The following is a 15,010-nucleotide window of genomic DNA, read 5'->3' on the forward strand; positions in this document are numbered from 1 at the left end:
TCTGGCGCGATCGCCGGGCGGCCGGCAAACCCGACCGGAGTGACGGAAAGAGGTCGACGCCGGGCGAGCCCTGCCAGCAGCGGTCCCAGCCCTGAGAGGTCGACGCCGGACGAGGCCGCGCGCGCAGCGGTCCCAGACCTGAAGGGTTCAAGCAAAAGGCCGCGCCGAAGCGCGGCCTTTCCTGTTCCTTGCGACCCGGATCAGCCGAGCAGGGCCTTCGCCTTGGCGACGGTCGCTTCCGGGGTGATGCCGAACTCCTTGTAGAGCCGCTCGGCCGGGGCCGAGGCGCCGAAGGTCGACATGCCGATGAAGCCGTCCTTGCCCTCGCGGCCGCGCTCGCCCAGCAGCCAGCGGTCCCAGCCCATGCGCACGCCCGCCTCGATGGCGATGCGGACGGCGCCCGGCGGAAGGACCTTGCGGCGGTAGGCCTCGTCCTGCTGCGCGAACAGTTCCATGCAGGGCATCGAGACGACGCGGGTGCCGATGCCTTCGGCCTCGAGCGCCTCGCGGGCCTTCAGCGCGATCTCGACCTCGGAACCCGAGGCGATCAGGATGACCTGACGCTTGCCGGTCGCCTCTTCCAGCACATAGGCGCCCTGCGCCACGAGGTTCTTGTTGGTGTGGGTCTTGCGCACCGCCGGCAGGTTCTGCCGAGACAGCGCCAGCACCGAGGGCGTGGCCTTCTCGGACAGCGCGATCTCCCAGGCCTCGGCGGTCTCGACGAGATCGGCGGGCCGGAACACCAGCATGTTCGGCGTCGCGCGCAGCATCGCCAGATGCTCGACCGGCTGGTGGGTCGGCCCGTCCTCGCCCAGACCGATCGAGTCATGGGTGAAGACATAGACCACCGGCATGTGCATCAGCGCCGAGAGGCGCACCGCGGGGCGGCAGTAGTCGGCAAAGCACATGAAGGTGCCGCCATAGGGTCGCAGGCCGCCGTGCAGCGCCATGCCGTTCATCGCGGCGGCCATGCCGTGCTCGCGGATGCCGTAATAGACGTAGCGGCCCTTGCGGTTGATCGGGTCGAAGACGCCCAGATCGGCGGTCTTGGTGTTGTTCGAGCCGGTCAGGTCGGCCGAGCCGCCGAGGGTCTCGGTCATGATCGGGTTGACCGATTCAAGCACGATTTCCGAGGCGCGGCGGGTGGCGACCTTCTGCGGGGTCTCGACCGCGGCCTTCTTCACGTTGCGGATGGTGGCCGCCAGCTTCTTCGGCGGCTCGCAGGAGAACTGCTGCTCGAAGAGCGCGCGCTTGGAGTCCGAGAGCGCCGCCATGCGCTCCTCCCACGCCTTGCGGGCTTCCGCGCCGCGCGAGCCGATGGCCTCCCAAGCCTTCTTCACGTCGGCGGGGATCTCGAAGGCGCCGCCGGTCCAGCCATAGACAGCCTTGGTGTCGGCAATCAGCTTGGCATCCGTCAGCGCGCCGTGACCCTTCGAGGTGTCCTGAGCCGAGGAGCCGAGCGCGATATGCGTGGTGCAGGCGATGAAGGCCGGACCCTTCGAGGCCTTGGCCTCGGTCAGCGCGCGGTCGATGTCGACCGGATCGTGGCCATCGCATTCGAACACGTCCCAGCCGGCGGCCGCGAAGCGGGCCTTCTGGTCGGTGCGGTCCGACAGCGACACCTTGCCGTCGATGGTGATGCCGTTGTTGTCCCACATCACGATCAGGCGCGACAGTTCGTGCCGGCCGGCGAGGCCGATCGCTTCCTGGCTCACGCCTTCCATCAGGCAGCCGTCACCGGCGATGCAGTAGGTGTAGTGGTCGATGATCTTCGACCCCCAGCGGGCGCGGAGCGACTCTTCCGCCATGGCGAGGCCGACCGCCATCGCGAGACCCTGGCCGAGCGGGCCGGTCGTGGTCTCGATCCCCTTGGCGAGGAAGTTCTCGGGGTGACCCGCCGTCTTCGCGCCCCACTGGCGGAAGTTCTTCAGCTGCTCGATCGGGAATTCCGGGTCGCCGGTCAGGTGCAGCAGCGAATAGACCAGCATCGAGCCGTGGCCCGCCGAGAGGACGAAGCGGTCGCGGTTCGGCCAGTCCGGCGCCTGCGCATCGAACACCATGTGCTTCTCGTAGAGGACGGTCGCCACGTCGGCCATGCCCATCGGCATGCCGGAGTGGCCCGAATTCGCCGCGGCGACCGCGTCGAGCGTCAGCGCGCGAATGGCGCAGGCCTTCTTCCAGTGATCGGGATGCTGCTCGCGCAGGCTGGATATATCCACGGCAATTCTCCGACTGAGGTCCTCCCGGTGCGGCGTCTTGCACGCACCGCTTCAGGGCTGCATATCAGCCCGACCGGCAAGATCAAGCGCGCCGGTCCCGATATGATGCCAAAGGGGGGCGCATCGGGGGCGAACCTTGCGGTAAGATCCCGGAAATGGCCGGGCGGACACGATTCGCGCGACAATGTGCCGCCGCAGGGCAGATGCGGACGGCCCGGCAGGAACGGAACGGAAAGGCAGACCACATGCAGGAACTGGAGGAACTCGAGCGCCGGCTTACGGCGGCGCTGGAACGGATCGGCGCCGGTATCGACGCGATCCCGGTGATGCCCGCGGAAAATCCCTTGCAGGCCGAACTGGACGAGGAGCGCATGGTCAATGCCCAGCTCGCCGAGCGCCTGAAGGCGGTGAAGGAGCGCGAGGGCGCCAAGATCGGCCAGCTCGAGGAGCAGGTCGACGCCCTGACCCGGCAGCTCGACGTGCAGGGGCTGGAGCTTCAGCGGATGAAGAAGACCACCGGCCAGCTGCGCGAGGCGCTGCGCGCGCTGCGCGAGGCCACCGCCGACGGCGTGGCCGATCCGCATCTGGTCAACCGCTCGATGGTGGTGGAACTCGAGGCGCTGCGGGCGGCGCGCGCCACCGAGGCCGCCGAGGTCGAGGAAGTCCTTGCCGCGCTGGAACCGCTGATCTCGGAGGGTCGCTCGGATGCCTGAACTGGCCATTACCATCGGGGGCAAGACCTTCGAAGTCGCCTGCCAGCCCGGCGAGGAGGATTTCCTGCGCGCCGCGGCCGCCACTCTGGACGCCGAGGCGGCCCCCGTCGTGGAGCAGATGGGCCGCATGACGGATTCGCGCATGCTGTTGATGGCGGGGCTGATGCTCGCGGACCGCATGGTGGGCGTGGACGAGGAAATCCGCCGCCTGCGCGAGCAGGTCTCCGAACTGGAGGCGCGCCCCGCGCCCGAGCCGGAGCGGGTCGAGGTGCCGGTCATCCCGGCGGGGGTGAAGGAGGCGCTGGCCGAACTGGCTGCCCGTGCCGAATCCGTCGCCGACCGCGTGGAGGAGCGCGCCCGCGCCTGAATCACGGCTGCCGGGGAGGGCTATCTGCCCCGGCTCTCGGCTAGCCGACCGTTCCTGAAACGACCGATCCCGCAGCGCTGCCAATGCAGGCGCGGGCATCGGGCGGCGTTCTTAAAGCTTGCAGGAGGAAAAGGTGTCGCGTCCGGACCTGCAGTGTCACGACGGGACAGGGGCGCGCCTGATGGCGCGCCCGCCAAGCCTCAGGCGTTGGCTTCGCGGATCTTGTCCGCCGCCGCCTTGTCGTAGGCCACGCCCTTCGCGTCGAACAGCTGGTCAAGCTCGCCCGACAGGGTCATCTCGGTGACGATGTCGCAGCCGCCGATGAACTCGCCCTTGACGTAGAGCTGCGGGATGGTCGGCCAGTCCGAGAAATCCTTGATCCCCTGACGGATGTCCGCGTCCTCGAGAACGTTCACGTCCTTGTAGCTGACCTGCATGTAGTTCAGCACGCCCGCGACGCGGCTCGAGAAACCGCACTGCGGCATGGATGCGGTGCCCTTCATGAACAGCACCACGTCGTTCGTGGTGACAAGGTCACGGAGCTGCTCTTCGACGGTGGTGGTCATGTCGGATCGTCCTCGTGGTTGGCCGCGGCATCGCGCGTGGGAAGGGGAGAAGCGCTCAGTCGGGCGCCTTGGTGGTCAGGGCCAGCGCATGAAGCTCGCCATGCGCGCCGTCCATCTTGCCCTTGAGCGAGGCATAGACGGCGCGCTGCTGCTGGACGCGGTTCAGGCCACGGAAGCTTTCGTCGACCACCTCGGCGGCCCAGTGGTTTCCGTCGCCGGCAAGGTCGGTGATGGTGATCTTCGCCTTGGGGAAACTGGCGCGGATGAGGTTCTCGATGTCCTGGGCTTCCATGGCCATGCTGCAGGCGTCCTGTGCAATCTTACGTCTGAAAGATGTATGCTTCGCGCCGGATGCGCGCAAGCGGCGGCTGCGCGACTTGTGCAGCCGCCTGCCGCTCCGCCTGCTCCGCGCGCATTGGCGCGGCCTGATGCCCGCGTTCCGGGCGCGGCACCTGCGGTGCCATGTCGGAAACTGGCCGAGCCGGGCGCCGCCTCAGCCGATGGCCGCGGCGAAGGCCGAGCGGTAGAGGCGCGACAGGTCCACGAGCGGGGCCGAGGCGGTGCCGAGCGTGACCTCCTCGCCGCCGAACTGGCCGACCTGCGCCAGCGTCACGCCCGCCGCTTCGGCCGCGGCCTGAAGCGCCTTGGTCTGGTCGGGGTGGCAGGCCACCAGATAGCGCGCCTGATCCTCGCCGAAGAGGGCGCCCGTGCCCTGCACCGTCAGCGTCAGGCCGAGGCCCGCGCCCTCTGCCATCTCGAAGGCCGCAAGCGCGAGCCCGCCGTCGGACAGGTCGGTCGCTGCCGAGACCAGCTTGCGGTTCGCGCGCAGGAACTCGCCATGGCGCTTCTCGGCCGCAAGGTCGACATGCGGCGCGTCGCCGTCCTCGCGGCCGAGCAGTTCGGCCAGAAGGGCGGACTGGCCCAGATGGCCCTTCGTCTCGCCGATCACCAGCGCCACGTCGCCTTCCGCGGGTTGGCCCGCGATCAGCTCGTCGAGCGAGGCAAGGATGCCGACCGCGCCGATGGTGGGGGTGGGCAGGATCGCCACGCCGTCCGTCTCGTTGTAGAGCGAGACGTTGCCCGAGACGATCGGCATGTCGAGCGCCGCCACAGCCGCGCCGATGCCCTTGATCGCGCCGACGAACTGGCCCATGATCTCGGGCTTTTCCGGGTTGCCGAAGTTCATGTTGTCGGTGGTGGCGAGCGGCTTCGCGCCCACCGCGGTCAGGTTGCGATAGGCTTCGGCCACCGCCTGCTTGCCGCCCTCGAACGGGTTGGCCTTGACGTAGCGCGGCGTCACGTCCGAGGTGAAGGCCAGCGCCTTCGGCGTGCCATGCACCCGCACCACGCCCGCGCCCAGACCCGGCGCGCGGACGGTATCCGCCATCACCTGGCTGTCATACTGCTCCCATACCCAGGCCTTGTGCGCGTAGGAGGGCGAGCCGATGAGCGCCTTGAGCCCCTCGATCGGATCGACCTCGGGCACGGGGGCCATCGGCGCGGCGGCGGGCGTCTCCACCCACGGCCGGTCGTATTCCGGCGCGGTGCCCGACAGCGCCTTCAGCGGCAGGTCGGCCTTCACCTCGTTGCCGTGCAGGATCAGGAAGCGGTCCTCGGGTATGGTCTCGCCGACGATGGCGAAGTCGAGGTCCCATTTCTCGAAGATCGCGCGGGCCACGGCCTCCTTCTCGGGCTTCAGCACCATGAGCATCCGCTCCTGGCTTTCCGAAAGCATCATCTCGTAGGCCGTCATGTGTGCCTCGCGCTGCGGCACGGCGTCGAGTTGCAGCTTGATGCCGAGGTCGCCCTTGTCGCCCATCTCGACCGCCGAGCAGGTGAGGCCCGCAGCACCCATGTCCTGGATCGAGATCACCGAGTCCGAGGCCATGAGTTCAAGACAGGCTTCGAGCAGCCGCTTCTCGGTGAAGGGGTCGCCGACCTGCACGGTCGGGCGCTTTTCCTCGATCGTGTCGTCGAACTCGGCCGAGGCCATGGTCGCGCCGCCCACGCCGTCGCGGCCGGTCTTGGCACCGAGATAGACCACCGGCATCCCCACGCCCGAGGCGGCCGAGTAGAAGATCTTGTCCGCACCCGCGAGACCCGCCGCGAAGGCGTTCACGAGGCAGTTGCCGTTGTAGGCGCGGTGGAAGCGGACCTCGCCGCCCACCGTAGGCACGCCGAAGGCATTGCCATAGCCGCCGATGCCCTCGACCACGCCCTTGACGATGTGGGCGGTCTTCGGGTGGCTCGGCTCGCCGAACGAAAGCGCGTTCATCGCCGCGATGGGGCGCGCCCCCATGGTGAAGACGTCGCGCAGGATGCCGCCGACGCCCGTCGCCGCGCCCTGATAGGGCTCGATGTAGGACGGGTGGTTGTGGCTCTCCATCTTGAAGATCACGGCCTGACCGTCGCCGATATCCACCACGCCCGCGTTCTCGCCGGGGCCGCAGATCACCTGCGGGCCGGTGGTAGGCAGCGTGCGCAGCCACTTCTTCGACGACTTGTAGGAGCAGTGCTCGTTCCACATCGCCGAGAAGATGCCAAGCTCGGTGAAGGTCGGCTCGCGCCCGATGATCTGCAGGATGCGCTGGTATTCGTCGGGCTTGAGGCCGTGGGCCGCGATCAGCTCGGGGGTGATTTCGGGCTCGGTCATGGCGCATCTCTCCACGGGGCATGGCTTTGGCCGCCTCATAGGACGGAACGGCCATCAGGGGAAGGTGGGGGAAGCGGCAGCGTCGCAAGAAATTTCGCCCCACGGTTCGCGATCCGCCCGCAAACGCGCCACCTGCGGCATTTTCCGGCCCATCCCGCGGGCAGGCGGGAAATCCTGACCGGAAAGCAAAAAAAAGGCCGAGCAGAAGCTCGGCCCAAGTCCAACAGGGAGGTATGAAGCGGACAAGAGAAACCTCTCGATCACCCGCTTCGAGAGGGGATTTAGGGCCGCGACTCGCGCCGATCAAGCGCCATCATGCTGCACCTGCAGCATGTCCGCCATGCATTGCGCGCATACCTTAGCGGCGCACCCATCTTTTTCTTGCAGATCAGGGATTTACGCGGATGGCACACACGCACCGGTGCCGGGGCGGCCCGCCTCATACTTAAGTTGCGCGGCCGGTCAGAGCTGCTGGGCCTTCCTGTAGATCGCAATCTCTTCCATCACGAACTCGCGGAAGGCCGCCACCCGCTTGGAATGGCGCAGCTCCTCGGGGTAGGCGAGGAAGACCGGGACATCGCCGGACTCCACATCGGGCAGCACCCGCACGAGGTCGGGGAAGGCGACCGCGAGGTAATCCGGCATCACCCCGATGCCGAGGTTGTTCAGCACGGCCTGCAGCACGCCGAAGTAGTTGTTCACCGTCAGCATCGACGGAATGTCGTGCGACATCAACTCCTGCACGAGCAGGGCGCCCGCGGCCACCTGCGGCGCGCCCGGCAACTGGCAGATCAACCGGTGGCGCGAGAAGTCCTCGGTCTTCTCGGGCGTGCCATTCTCGGCAAGATACTGCGCCGAGGCGTAGAGCCGCATCCGGATCGTCATCAGCCGCTTGCGGATCAGGTCGGCCTGCGACGGCTCCTTCATGCGGATCGCCACGTCGGCCTCGCGCATCGGCAGGTCGAGCACGCGCTCTTCCAGCATCAGGTCGATCTTCAGCGCCGGATACTTCTTGTAGAGCCCGCCCAGCCGCGGGGCGAGCCAGAGGGTGCCGAAGCCGGTCGTCGTCGTGACGCGCAACTCGCCGAAGACCTCGTCCTCGCTGTCGCGGATGCGGGCGGCTGCGGCGTCCAGTCGCTTGACCATCGCGCTCGTGGCCTCGAAGAGAAGCTCACCCTGCTCGGTGAGAATCAGTCCCCGGGCGTGGCGGTGGAAAAGCGTGACATTCAGGCTCTCCTCGAGGGCCCGGATCTGCCGGCTGACCGCCGACTGGGACAGGTGCAGCGTGTCGCCGGCGTGGGTCAGGCTGCCCGCATCGGCCACCGCGTGGAAGATTCTGAGCTTGTCCCAATCCATCTCGCAACTCTCCCGCCGCGGGTGGCGGCTTCTGCGCAATGATCCCTAACGGATCGCATATCCGTGTTGCAACGGAAACATGGCTCCGAAACCGCTTTGTAGGTCAACCTTTTTGACCTAAACTGGATTCATGTTCAAAGGCTGTGGGAGGAGACCGATGAGCAGGCAGGATGTGAAGCTGTCCGACCGCTATGACCTCGGCAAGTCGCCGGTGCTGTTGAACGGCACGCAGGCGCTGGTGCGGCTGATGCTGATGCAGAAGGCGCGCGACCGGGCGGCGGGGCTGAACACGGCGGGCTATGTCACGGGCTACCGCGGCTCGCCGCTGTCGTCGGTGGACCTGATGATGGGCCGAGCGAAGAAGGATCTGGACGCGGCCGACGTGCTGTTCCAGCCGGGCCTGAACGAGGACCTCGCGGCGACGGCGATCTGGGGCACGCAGCAGGCCGAGCTGCGAGGCGAAGGGCGCTTCGACGGCGTCTTCGCGCTCTGGTATGGCAAGGGGCCGGGGGTGGACCGTACCGGCGACGTGATGCGGCATGCCAACATGGCCGGCACCTCGCGGCACGGCGGCGTGCTGATGGCGATGGGCGACGACCACACCGGCGAAAGCTCGACCACGCTGCACCAGTCGGACTGGGCGCTGGTCGATGCCTATATCCCGGTCCTGTCGCCGGCCGGGGTGCAGGAGATCCTGGACTACGGGCTTTACGGCTGGGCGCTGTCGCGTTTCGCCGGCGTCTGGGTCGGCCTCAAGACCATGAAGGACACGGTGGAGGCCACGGCGGTGGTGGACGGTCGCCCCGACCGGATGCGCCTCGTCCTGCCCGATTTCGCGATGCCGCAGGGCGGGCTCAACATCCGGCTGGCCGATACTCCGGTGTCGCAGGAAGCGCGGATGATCGACTACAAGCGCTTCGCCGCCGAGGCCTTCAGCCACGCCAACCGCATGGACCGCCGGATCTGGGGCAAGCCGGGCGCAAAGATCGGCTTCGTCTCGGCCGGGAAAAGCTGGCTCGACCTCGTGCATGCCCTGTCGCTGCTGGGCATCGGCGAGCACGAGGCCGAACGGCTGGGGATCACCACCTACAAGGTCGGGCAGGTCTGGCCGCTCGATTTCCGCGGTTTCCAGGAGTGGGCCGAGGGCGTGGACCTGATCGTCTGCGTCGAGGAGAAGCGCAAGCTGATCGAGGTGCAGGCCAAGGAGGCGATCTTCAACGACCGCCGGGGCCGCCGCATCTTCGGCTGGCAGAACGACCGCGGCGAGGAGCTGTTCCCCACGAGGTTCGCGCTGGATCCCGTTGGAATTGCGGAAAAGATCGGCAAGATCCTGATCGAGGAGGGCCGCGCCACCGAAGCCGTCAAGGCCGGTCTCGCGCGGCTGGCCGAGGCACGCCGGGCCGACAATGCGCAGGATCTTGCGGCGCGGCTGCCCTATTTCTGCTCGGGCTGCCCGCACAACACCTCGACCCGGCTTCCCGAGGGCAGCCGCGCCTATGCGGGGATCGGCTGCCACTACATGGTGCAGTGGATGGACCGTGACACGGTCGGCTTCACCCAGATGGGCGGCGAGGGAGCAAACTGGATCGGTGAAGCTCCGTTCTCGAAGCGCCCGCACGTGTTCCAGAATCTGGGCGACGGCACCTACAACCACTCGGGCGTGCAGGCGATCCGGGCGGCGCTCGCGGCGGGCACGAACATCACCTACAAGATCCTGTTCAACGATGCCGTGGCCATGACCGGCGGCCAGCACAACGAGGGCGACCTTTCGGCCGATCGCATCGTGCGCGAGATCCAGGCGATGGGCGTGGGCCACATCGCCGTGGTGCATGACGCGAAGGAGGAGGTTGACCTCACGCGCTTCCCGAAGGGCATCGAGATCCACGAGCGCGCCGAGCTGATGGAGGTCCAGCGGAAATACCGTGATATTCCGGGCGTTTCGGCCATCGTCTACATCCAGACCTGCGCCGCCGAGAAGCGCCGTCGCCGCAAGCGCGGCACCTTCCCGGACATCGACCGCCGGGTCTTCATCAACACGGACGTCTGCGAGGGCTGCGGCGACTGCGGCGTGCAGTCGAACTGCGTGTCGATCGTGCCGGTCGAGACGGAACTCGGGCGCAAGCGCGCGATTGACCAGTCGTCCTGCAACAAGGATTTCTCGTGCCTCAACGGATTCTGTCCGTCCTTCGTCACGCTTGAGGGGGCAAAACCGAAGAAGGCCGCCACGGCCGAGATCGACCTGCCGCACCTGCCCGCACCCGTGCTTCCTGAGATCCGCGGCACGCACAACATCCTTGTGACCGGCGTGGGCGGGACCGGCGTGGTCACCGTCGGCGCGATCCTCTCCATGGCCGCGCATGTCGATGGCAAGGGCGCGGGCATGATGGAGATGGCGGGCCTCGCCCAGAAGGGCGGCGCCGTCCACATCCACTGCCGCATCGCCGAGAAGCCATCCGACATCAGCGCGATCCGCGTGGCCGTAGGCGAGGCCGATGCGGTGATTGGCGGCGATCTCGTGGTGACGGCCGGGGCGAAGACCATGGGCCTGATGGCCAAGGGGCGCACCGGGGCGGTGGTGAACAGCCACGACATCGTCACCGGAGAGTTCACGCGCAACACGGATTTCCGTGTTCCTTCCGACCGGTTGCAGGTCTCTCTTCAGGCGCGGCTTCAGGATCGTGTGGCGTTCCTCGACGCCACGGAACTGGCGCGTGTACTGATGGGCGACTCGATCTATTCGAACATGCTGGTCTTTGGCGCGGCCTGGCAGAAGGGGCTGATCCCGCTCAGCGAGGAGGCGATCCACCGCGCGATCGAGCTGAACGGCGCCGCGGTCGAGCAGAACGCCCGCGCCTTCGCGCTCGGCCGCTGGGCGGTGCTGCATCCCGCCGAAGCCGGGCGCATCCTGCAGCCCGAACCGCCGAAACCCGTGGACCCGGTGGCCTATCGCGCCGAGCGGCTGGCCGGCTACCAGTCGCGCCGGCTGGCGCGGCGGTTCCGCGCCCTCGTGGACAGCGCGCCTGCCGAGATCCGCGAGGACGTCGCCCGCGGCTACTACCAGCTTCTCGCCTACAAGGACGAATACGAGGTGGCGCGGCTTCACCTCGACACGATGGACCGCGCGCGGGCCGAATTCGACGGCGACTTCCACCCGACCTTCCACCTCGCGCCTCCGTTCCTTGCCGGGAAAGGCGACGAGCGCCCGAAGAAGCGCCAGTTCGGGGCGTGGATGATCCCGGCCTTCCGGCTGCTCGCGACCATGAAGGTGCTGCGCGGCACGCCCCTCGATCCGTTCGGCCGCAACCCGGAACGGCGGCTCGAACGCCGCCTGATCGCCGAGTTCGAGGCCGACATGGCCGAGATCCTGCCGAAGCTGCGGCCGGAGACCATGGACCTCGGGCGCGAGCTTGCACGGCTGCCGCTGTCGATCCGGGGCTATGGCCCGGTGAAGGAGGCGAATGCCACAAAGGCCGCAGGACGCCGCGAGGAGTTGCTGGCCGCGATCCGGGCCGGCGGGGCGCCCTTGCCGATGGCTGCGGAATAGGTCGCAAGCGCCACCAATGCGCTTCCGTCTCCGGCGGCATGACCCTATGCTGCCGGCAGTGACAAGTCCTGAGGGGCGGGGGCAGGCATGGCGGTTGGTGTGTTCGATTCGGGGCTTGGTGGCCTCACGGTGCTGGATGCGGTGCAGCGGCGGCTGCCGGAGGTTCCGTTCGTCTATTTCGGCGACAATGCCCACGCCCCCTATGGCGTGCGCGACGCCGAGGACATCTTCCAGTTGACCTGTGCCGCGACCGAGCGGCTGTGGGCGGAGGGCTGCGATCTTGTGATCCTCGCCTGCAACACCGCTTCGGCGGCGGCGCTGAAGCGGATGCAGGAAAGCTGGGTGCCGAAGGACAAGCGCGTGCTGGGGGTCTTCGTGCCGCTGATCGAGGCCCTGACCGAGCGGCAGTGGGGCGACAACAGCCCCCCGCGCGAGGTGGCGGTGAAGCATGTCGCGCTGTTCGCCACGCCCGCCACGGTGGCCAGCCGCGCCTTCCAGCGCGAACTGGCCTATCGCGCCATCGGCGTGGACGTAGAGGCCCAGCCCTGCGGCGGGGTCGTCGACGCGATCGAGCAGGGCGACGAGATCCTCGCCGAGGCGCTGGTGCGTAGCCATGTCGAGGCGCTGAAGCGGCGGATGCCGCATCCACAAGCCGCCATCCTTGGCTGCACCCACTATCCGCTGATGGAGAAGGTGTTCCAGGACGCGCTGGGTCCGGAAGTCACCGTCTATTCTCAGGCCAATCTTGTGGCCGAGAGCCTTGCGGATTATCTGGCACGCAGGCCGGAGTTCGCAGGCTCGGGACAGGAGTCGAAGTTCCTGACCACGGGCGATCCGAAGTCGGTCTCGAACAAGGCGACGCAGTTCCTCAGACGGCGGATCAGCTTCGAGTCCGTGTGACAGGAAACCAACGGAAGACACTGATATGGAATACAGGATCGCCATTCTCGGTGCCTCGGGCTACACCGGGGCCGAACTGGTCCGGCTGATCGCCACGCATCCCGCCATGCGGATCGTGGCGCTGTCCGGCGACCGCAAGGCCGGGATGGAAATGGCCGAGGTGTTCCCCTTCCTGCGCCACCTTGACCTGCCGCGGCTGCAGAAGATCGAGGAGATCGATTTCTCGCGCGTGGACCTGGCGTTCTGCGCGCTTCCTCATGCGACGTCTCAGGCGGTGATCGCCGATCTTCCGGCCGATCTGAAGGTCGTGGACCTGTCTGCCGACTTCCGCCTGCGCGATCCGGCCGCATACGAGAAGTGGTATGGCAAGCCCCATGCCGCGCCCGGGCTGCAGAAGGAAGCGGTCTATGGCCTGACCGAGTTCTACCGCGACGAGATCCGCGGGGCCCGCCTGGTGGCGGGCACGGGCTGCAACGCGGCGACCGGGCAATATGCCATCCGGCCGCTGATAGAGGCCGGGGTGATCGACCTCGACGACATCCTGATCGACCTCAAGGCCGGCGTCTCGGGAGCGGGCCGCAGCCTGAAGGAGAACCTGCTGCACGCCGAACTCTCCGAGGGCACGCATGCATATTCGGCGGGCGGCAAGCACCGGCACCTCGGCGAATTCGACCAGGAGTTCTCGAAGGTCGCCGGCAGGCCCGTGATGGTGCAGTTCACGCCTCACCTGACGCCGATGAACCGCGGCATCCTTGCCAGTGTCTATGTCAAGGGCGATCCGCGGGCGGTCCATCAGGCGCTCTTCGACCGCTATCTGAAGGAAACGTTCATCGAGGTGCTGCCTTTTGGCGCGCTCCCCTCGACACGCGACATCCGAGGCTCCAACTTCGTCCATATCGGCGTGATCGGGGACCGCATTCCCGGCCGCGCCATGGTGGTGGCGGTGCTGGACAACCTGTGCAAGGGCTCGTCGGGGCAGGCGATCCAGAATGCGAACCTGATGCTGGGACTGGACGAGGCCGCAGGGCTGATGCTCGCGCCCGTCTTCCCCTGAGAGCCGTTTGCCGCGAGGACGCACATGAAGGGCCTGAAGAAGAAACGCCGCATCCAGATCATCGCGCTGGCCTTCGTGGCACTGGCCGGATCCACCGCGCTGATCGGCTATGCCATGCGCGACGGGATCAACTTCTTCCGCTCGCCCACGCAGGTGGTCGAGGCGCCGCCGCCCGAGACCGAGGTGTTCCGCATCGGCGGCCTGGTCGAGGAAGGCAGTCTGATCCGCGGGCAGGGCGAGACGGTGACCTTCCGCGTCACCGACACCAATGCCACCGTGCCGGTCACCTACAAGGGCGTGTTGCCCGACCTCTTTGCCGAGAACGCGGGCATGGTAGGCACGGGGCGCCTGGTGAACGGGACCTTCGTCGCGACCGAGATCCTTGCCAAGCACGACGAGACCTACATGCCGAAGGAAGTGGTCGACACCCTCAAGGAACAGGGCGTCTATCAGGAACCGAGCGGCTGATTAACCACGCCTTGAGCCGTCTTCGGCAGTCTGGCCCGCGAACTTGCGCGGGGGTCAGATGCACAGCGTTCAGGACATTGCGAAAGAGATCGTCGCCCGCGAGGGCGGCTTCGTGGACGATCCCTCCGATCCGGGGTGCGCCACGAAATACGGTGTCACCATCGGCACGTTGCGCCGGCTGGGCTTCGATACCACGGGAGACGGGAAGGTGGGCATCGACGACGTGCGCTGCCTGACCCGGACCCAGGCCGAGGCCATCTTCGTCGAGCACTACTTCCGCCGCCCCGGCATCGGCAACCTGCCCGAGGCCATCCAGGCCAGCGTCTTCGACATGTATGTCAACGCGGGCACCAATGCGGTGAAGATCCTGCAGCGCCTTGTCAGCGACATGGGATTTCCCTGCACGGCCGACGGGGTGATCGGGCCGCAGACCATCCGGCAGGTCCAGTCGGCCTGGGAGGCGGCGCCCGGCCATCTGGGCGATGCCTATGCCATCGCGCGGCGCAACTGGTATTACGCGCTCGCCGACGGCCGGCCTGCCTCGCGCAAGTATGCCCGGCGCCGTGATGGCGGCAAGGGCGGCTGGATCACCCGCGCCGAGGAGTTCATGTCGGACCGATACCGCCTGACCGAGGCGCAGCACCGGGAAAGGGTTGCATCATGGGCCTGATGGGACGGTTCATCGCGGGCACCGACAGCGTGGCGGCGCTGGGGGCGGCGGCCCGGGATGTGGTCGAGGCCTTCCGCCCGAACGCCACGCGCGAGATGGAGCTTTCGGCCTTGGCGCAGAGCGAGGCGCTCCGGCAGTATTCCGAGGAATATGCCACCGCCGGCGCGAACTGGTTCGACCGGCTGGTGAACGGCCTGAACCGGCTGCCGCGTCCGATGCTCGCCTTCGGCACGCTGGCGCTTTTCGTCTTCGCCATGGTCGATCCCGAAAGCTTCGGGCGGCGCATGTCGGGCCTTGCGCTCGTGCCCGATCCGCTCTGGTGGCTGCTGGCCGCCATCGTCGGCTTCTACTTCGGCTCACGCGAGGCACACTATTTCCGCGCACGCCAGCCGCCCGTGACGGCGGGGCCTGCGCAGTCGGGGGGCGACGTGAACCCCGCCCTTGACGAGTGGCGCGAGGAGCGATCCTGAGGCGCAGCCTCCGGCGGGGCGGGCGGCATT

13 protein-coding genes are annotated in these 15,010 nt (G+C 67.6%); 8 read left to right on the forward strand and 5 right to left on the reverse strand.

What is annotated here, in order from left to right:
- Window positions 1-200: 200 nt before the first annotated feature.
- Entirely contained in the window at window positions 201-2,219 is a 2,019-nt protein-coding gene (gene tkt / locus CK951_RS07875) for a transketolase (protein ID WP_096785627.1), read from the reverse strand.
- A 245-nt stretch (window positions 2,220-2,464) separates the two neighbouring features.
- Here tkt and CK951_RS07880 point away from each other — a divergent pair, with 245 nt between their 5' ends.
- Together CK951_RS07880 and CK951_RS07885 are read left to right on the forward strand one after the other, a co-directional pair.
- Window positions 2,465-2,932, forward strand: coding sequence for a hypothetical protein (locus tag CK951_RS07880; protein ID WP_096785628.1), 468 nt, complete (start codon window positions 2,465-2,467; stop codon window positions 2,930-2,932).
- The gene (locus tag CK951_RS07885) at window positions 2,925-3,299 is read left to right on the forward strand and encodes a cell division protein ZapA (RefSeq protein WP_096785629.1); all 375 of its coding nucleotides are present in this window, start codon (window positions 2,925-2,927) and stop codon (window positions 3,297-3,299) included. Before CK951_RS07880 ends, CK951_RS07885 begins: the two co-directional genes overlap by 8 nt.
- 200 nt (window positions 3,300-3,499) lie before the next feature.
- On the opposite strand, the gene grxD is transcribed toward CK951_RS07885, so the two are convergent.
- The 4 genes from grxD to CK951_RS07915 all read right to left on the reverse strand — a co-directional run bounded on the left by grxD (window position 3,500) and on the right by CK951_RS07915 (window position 7,874).
- Complete coding sequence (gene grxD / locus CK951_RS07890) at window positions 3,500-3,865, reverse strand: Grx4 family monothiol glutaredoxin (RefSeq protein ID WP_096785630.1); 366 nt, start codon at window positions 3,863-3,865, stop codon at window positions 3,500-3,502.
- A gap of 55 nt (window positions 3,866-3,920) precedes the next feature.
- Window positions 3,921-4,163 (reverse strand): BolA/IbaG family iron-sulfur metabolism protein, encoded by a 243-nt coding sequence (locus CK951_RS07895; RefSeq protein WP_096785631.1) that lies wholly within the window; start codon window positions 4,161-4,163, stop codon window positions 3,921-3,923.
- 195 nt (window positions 4,164-4,358) lie between these two features.
- On the reverse strand, window positions 4,359-6,518 hold the full coding sequence (purL, locus tag CK951_RS07905; RefSeq protein WP_096785633.1) for a phosphoribosylformylglycinamidine synthase subunit PurL: 2,160 nt from the start codon (window positions 6,516-6,518) through the stop codon (window positions 4,359-4,361).
- A gap of 462 nt (window positions 6,519-6,980) precedes the next feature.
- Window positions 6,981-7,874 carry a LysR family transcriptional regulator gene (locus CK951_RS07915; RefSeq protein WP_096785634.1) on the reverse strand — a complete coding sequence of 298 codons (894 nt, stop codon included), beginning with the start codon at window positions 7,872-7,874 and terminating at the stop codon, window positions 6,981-6,983.
- A gap of 157 nt (window positions 7,875-8,031) precedes the next feature.
- Here CK951_RS07915 and CK951_RS07920 point away from each other — a divergent pair, with 157 nt between their 5' ends.
- The 6 genes from CK951_RS07920 to CK951_RS07945 all read left to right on the forward strand — a co-directional run bounded on the left by CK951_RS07920 (window position 8,032) and on the right by CK951_RS07945 (window position 14,980).
- Complete coding sequence (locus tag CK951_RS07920; protein WP_096785635.1) at window positions 8,032-11,418, forward strand: indolepyruvate ferredoxin oxidoreductase family protein; 3,387 nt, start codon at window positions 8,032-8,034, stop codon at window positions 11,416-11,418.
- Between the two features lie 87 nt (window positions 11,419-11,505).
- Complete coding sequence (gene murI, locus CK951_RS07925) at window positions 11,506-12,318, forward strand: glutamate racemase (protein ID WP_096785636.1); 813 nt, start codon at window positions 11,506-11,508, stop codon at window positions 12,316-12,318.
- Between the two features lie 25 nt (window positions 12,319-12,343).
- Window positions 12,344-13,372, forward strand: coding sequence for an N-acetyl-gamma-glutamyl-phosphate reductase (gene argC / locus CK951_RS07930; RefSeq protein WP_096785637.1), 1,029 nt, complete (start codon window positions 12,344-12,346; stop codon window positions 13,370-13,372).
- Between the two features lie 24 nt (window positions 13,373-13,396).
- A complete protein-coding gene (gene ccmE, locus CK951_RS07935; RefSeq protein WP_096785638.1) occupies window positions 13,397-13,840 on the forward strand; it encodes a cytochrome c maturation protein CcmE in 444 nt (147 codons plus the stop codon).
- Between the two features lie 58 nt (window positions 13,841-13,898).
- Window positions 13,899-14,510 carry a holin-associated N-acetylmuramidase gene (locus CK951_RS07940; protein WP_096785639.1) on the forward strand — a complete coding sequence of 204 codons (612 nt, stop codon included), beginning with the start codon at window positions 13,899-13,901 and terminating at the stop codon, window positions 14,508-14,510.
- Window positions 14,501-14,980, forward strand: coding sequence for a holin family protein (locus CK951_RS07945; protein ID WP_096785640.1), 480 nt, complete (start codon window positions 14,501-14,503; stop codon window positions 14,978-14,980). The genes CK951_RS07940 and CK951_RS07945 overlap by 10 nt, the downstream gene beginning before the upstream one ends.
- The last annotated feature ends 30 nt before the right edge of the window (window positions 14,981-15,010 follow it).

It is taken from the genome of Rhodobacter sp. CZR27 (genome assembly GCF_002407205.1).
In the GTDB taxonomy this organism is placed as follows: domain Bacteria; phylum Pseudomonadota; class Alphaproteobacteria; order Rhodobacterales; family Rhodobacteraceae; genus Cereibacter_A.

Coding starts and splice junctions, on each gene's coding strand:
- CK951_RS07880 (WP_096785628.1), top strand. CDS start 2,465: ATGCAGGAACTGGAGGAACTCGAGCGCCGGCTTACGGCGGCGCTGGAA.
- CK951_RS07885 (WP_096785629.1), top strand. CDS start 2,925: ATGCCTGAACTGGCCATTACCATCGGGGGCAAGACCTTCGAAGTCGCC.
- purL (WP_096785633.1), bottom strand. CDS start 6,518: ATGACCGAGCCCGAAATCACCCCCGAGCTGATCGCGGCCCACGGCCTC.
- grxD (WP_096785630.1), bottom strand. CDS start 3,865: ATGACCACCACCGTCGAAGAGCAGCTCCGTGACCTTGTCACCACGAAC.
- ccmE (WP_096785638.1), top strand. CDS start 13,397: ATGAAGGGCCTGAAGAAGAAACGCCGCATCCAGATCATCGCGCTGGCC.
- CK951_RS07915 (WP_096785634.1), bottom strand. CDS start 7,874: ATGGATTGGGACAAGCTCAGAATCTTCCACGCGGTGGCCGATGCGGGC.
- CK951_RS07895 (WP_096785631.1), bottom strand. CDS start 4,163: ATGGCCATGGAAGCCCAGGACATCGAGAACCTCATCCGCGCCAGTTTC.
- CK951_RS07945 (WP_096785640.1), top strand. CDS start 14,501: ATGGGCCTGATGGGACGGTTCATCGCGGGCACCGACAGCGTGGCGGCG.
- CK951_RS07940 (WP_096785639.1), top strand. CDS start 13,899: ATGCACAGCGTTCAGGACATTGCGAAAGAGATCGTCGCCCGCGAGGGC.
- murI (WP_096785636.1), top strand. CDS start 11,506: ATGGCGGTTGGTGTGTTCGATTCGGGGCTTGGTGGCCTCACGGTGCTG.
- CK951_RS07920 (WP_096785635.1), top strand. CDS start 8,032: ATGAGCAGGCAGGATGTGAAGCTGTCCGACCGCTATGACCTCGGCAAG.
- argC (WP_096785637.1), top strand. CDS start 12,344: ATGGAATACAGGATCGCCATTCTCGGTGCCTCGGGCTACACCGGGGCC.